Origin of the sequence: Sulfuricurvum sp., assembly GCF_022759005.1 — a bacterium.
GTDB lineage: Bacteria > Campylobacterota > Campylobacteria > Campylobacterales > Sulfurimonadaceae > Sulfuricurvum.
The window spans coordinates 1-3,303 of record NZ_JAEMQA010000100.1 but is presented as its reverse complement, the minus strand read 5'-3'; the positions used below and the strand labels follow the sequence as shown (position 1 = coordinate 3,303).

The following is a 3,303-nucleotide window of genomic DNA, read 5'->3' as shown; positions in this document are numbered from 1 at the left end:
GTCGTTCATCGATACCGGCACTAATCAGCGCATCACGTTGTAAATCGGTACTTTGTCGATCACCATCAGTTGATACTCGCATATATCCTATTAACATGTCGGAAAACCTCAAATTTTAGTATCCGACTATTATATCATTCCGACATAGTTTTTCGTATAGATTATTGCAGCTTTTTAGCTTTTAAAAGCAGGGTAGGGGAGGGTATACGGAAAACATTTGAGACTGTGAAAGAACTTTCTAAAAGCAACTTGAAATACGTGTATAAATAAGCATCTAGATTCCCCTGAATTCATCTGTTTTAAACCTTTGAAATGCTACAATTTCTCCACTAAAACACCTATGTTTAGGGCTTTATAGAGGGTTGAGCGAAAATGGGTAATCTTTACAAAGAAGGTGAAAATCGGAAGCAGCAAATGTTCTTTCCGCCAAGTATTGATGAGTATGTAAGTGTGGATAATCCTGTCAGAGCGATAGAGGATTATGTTGAGATGCTTAATATGATTGAATTAGGATTTACCAAGGCTGCATTAAATTCATCCGATGGACAACCGGCCTACCATCCAAAACTATTGCTCAAGATTTATATCTATGGCTATCTCAACAAAGTACGTAGTTCAAGACGGTTGGAAGTTGAGATAAAACGTAATATCGAAATGATGTGGTTGTGTGCCGGTTTGCAACCGAGCTATAAAACAATTGCTAACTTTCGAAAAGATAACAGCAAAGCCCTTAAAAAGGTGTTCCGAGAGTTTGTTTTATTGTGCAGAGAGATAGATTTAGTTACAGGTGAGCTAGTAGCGATTGATGGGGCTTTTTTAAGAGCGAATGCTTCTAAAAATCAGTTGATTAGCAAAAAAAATGTTGTGAGTGATTTAGCCAAAATCGATGAAAACATCGATGAGTATCTTAACGCATTAAACTTTTCCGATACTGCTGACAAAACAGAACAACCGTTGAAACCGACAGCGAATTATCTCTCCAAGATGAAAACGAGAAAGGCTAAACTCGATAAGGACCTGGCACTGCTCGAAATGATGGGCGTCACTCAATACAATAGAACCGATCCTGATGCTAAAAAAATGGTTAAGCCCAGCCATAATCTAATGGCTTACAACAGTCAAATCGCTGTTGACAGTAAGTACAAACTCATTATAGCAACCGATGTGAGTTCAGAAGGACAAGATTATCATCAGCTCTATCCAATGGCAAAAGAGGCTAAAGCCATATTAGATCAAGATCATTTAAACGTCGTTGCCGATGCTGGTTATTATGGTGGCAAACAAGTCAATAATTGTAAGAAAGAGAACATTACCCCCTATTTGAGTATTCCAGACAAACAAAAAGGTCGCGAGAAAAAAGGATTTTTCCCTCAAGATGCGTTTACCTATGATCCATCAAACGATTTATTTATCTGTCCTAATCAAAAAGAGTTGCATAAAAGCACTGCCGTACAAATAGAACACGATACGCGATATTATTTCTATGGAGCAGCCATAAAAAGTTGTAGCGCCTGTCCGGTCCGAAGCCAATGTATCCCAGAAAAATCAAGGTTTAAAAAAATATCTATTTCGGAGCATTACCAAACCGTTAAAGAGCATGCTCGGATGATGCAAACCACCCAAGCTAAAAACGTCATCAATAAAAGAGCTGCCATTTGCGAACACCCTTTCGGTACAACCAAACAGACATTGGGCTGGTCACACTTTCTTGTTAGAGGCATAGAAAAAGTTTCAGGTGAAAATGCTTTGATTATGTTCATATACAACTTCAGACGCATACTCAATTTAATTGGGCCGAACTTGTTCAGAAAACTGATGAATGCATTGAAAAACAATGAAAATATTGATGCCATAAAGGCTGAAATAGCATTGCATATTGCTTTATCTATTGAGATTTGGGCTGTTTTAGTACAAATACTTCAACTCAATGGGTTTAGAGATGATTTTTGGGATTTCGAAGCTAAATCAGTCTGAAATTTATAGGGTTCTTTCACAGTCTCACTAGATATACGTTAAAATTAAATTACTATTCATAAGCTTGGCTATCTTTTTACTTTGCATCAACTTACTCCCCCATTATCTCAATAATCGCTTCTATCCTTTCAACAAGTTGATGGTAATTTTCTTGATCGTATCCATTGTCAATATTCATCATAATAGGAATCGAGCCTTTTTTCGCTTCACTAAATATGAATAAATCCCTCTCTTTCATCCCATTAGGAGTAAGAGAGGTACTTCTAGACGTGTCGTTCGAACCATTTTGACGTGCTCTGTAAAAAATAATATCCGGTTTTATTGATTCGATCGATACGCGTAGATGCTCTCTCAATAGACCTAAATAGACGGTATCGTTGATGTGGTTTTGATATTGGAACTGCACCAAATCATCGCATATATCAAATGTGTAAAAATTCGTATTATGTGAAAGAGGCTCTTTGGTGTCTGATGGCACAACAGCATCCAAATCGATATAAAGAATTTTGAGGTTAGGATTTGCTTTCCACAAATGTTCTGCTGCTATGGCATAGTCATCGAAAAATTAAGTCTTCATTAAAGATTTAAGAGCTTTTTCTTATTGATGATAAGATCTGCAAGCATGCCGGATACACCAATCCCCATGACTTGTGAACGCATTGATTCACACTCTTTAATAGGTGTGACAGAACCATGAGCGGATTCATTTCGTATGTCTTGGATGGCACTGATAGAATACCGAAGCCCATGTTGAAGAAAGTTTCTTAGTTGTGGGTTCTCTATATGGGCGACGATAGCGTTTTTGATCTCTGGATGTCCCAGTAAAAATTTATAGGTACCAATGTTTGGTTTAGTCTGCTGAAGATCTGAAATTTGGTAAGCACTCCCCTGGACTTGATAGCCAATCATCGAAATATTTGTATCTCGAATCGTTAAATAATGCATTGTGGAACGGATGAAAAGATAGAGTTCTAGTTCGACAGCTTTAGCATACTTGATGACAACAGCACTGAAATCATAAAGAGGGTCATGGCGATTTTGGTCAAATTCAATCTCAGCTGAGATGATAGATTCTTGAGAATTAGGGTGTAAAGTATGAAAGGTATCGCCCCCAAAGCGGTAATGGATCAAATGTTGTTTGGTTTCAATGTATTTTTCACTTTTGAACATATCCGTATAAAACGGAACCTCTGCCTCTTCAAAATAATCGATACCATTATCGGTATTTACTTCCAGCGGATACGTGTAGTTGTTCCCATAAACAGCATAATGATGATCGGCAAAAGAAGGGGTCGTCATTTGGCTTAAAACGTCATCACGGACTTTTTG

At 37.6% G+C, this 3,303-nt stretch carries 4 protein-coding genes; 1 reads left to right on the top strand and 3 read right to left on the bottom strand.

Annotated features, from left to right (window positions below; all coding sequences use genetic code 11):
- Positions 1-97: recombinase family protein (locus JHC35_RS06595; RefSeq protein ID WP_365996491.1), on the bottom strand; the 97-nt coding region annotated here is incomplete at its 3' end.
- 275 nt (positions 98-372) lie between these two features.
- Between JHC35_RS06595 and JHC35_RS06590 the strand changes: the two genes are divergently transcribed.
- Entirely contained in the window at positions 373-1,974 is a 1,602-nt protein-coding gene (locus tag JHC35_RS06590; RefSeq protein ID WP_295043208.1) for an IS1182 family transposase, read from the top strand.
- 91 nt (positions 1,975-2,065) lie between these two features.
- Here JHC35_RS06590 and JHC35_RS06585 read toward each other — a convergent pair whose 3' ends face one another.
- Both JHC35_RS06585 and JHC35_RS06580 read right to left on the bottom strand, forming a co-directional pair.
- Entirely contained in the window at positions 2,066-2,506 is a 441-nt protein-coding gene (locus JHC35_RS06585; RefSeq protein WP_295043205.1) for a hypothetical protein, read from the bottom strand.
- A 44-nt stretch (positions 2,507-2,550) separates the two neighbouring features.
- The coding region (locus tag JHC35_RS06580) for an HP0729 family protein (RefSeq protein ID WP_365996490.1) at positions 2,551-3,303 on the bottom strand (753 nt) is incomplete at its 5' end.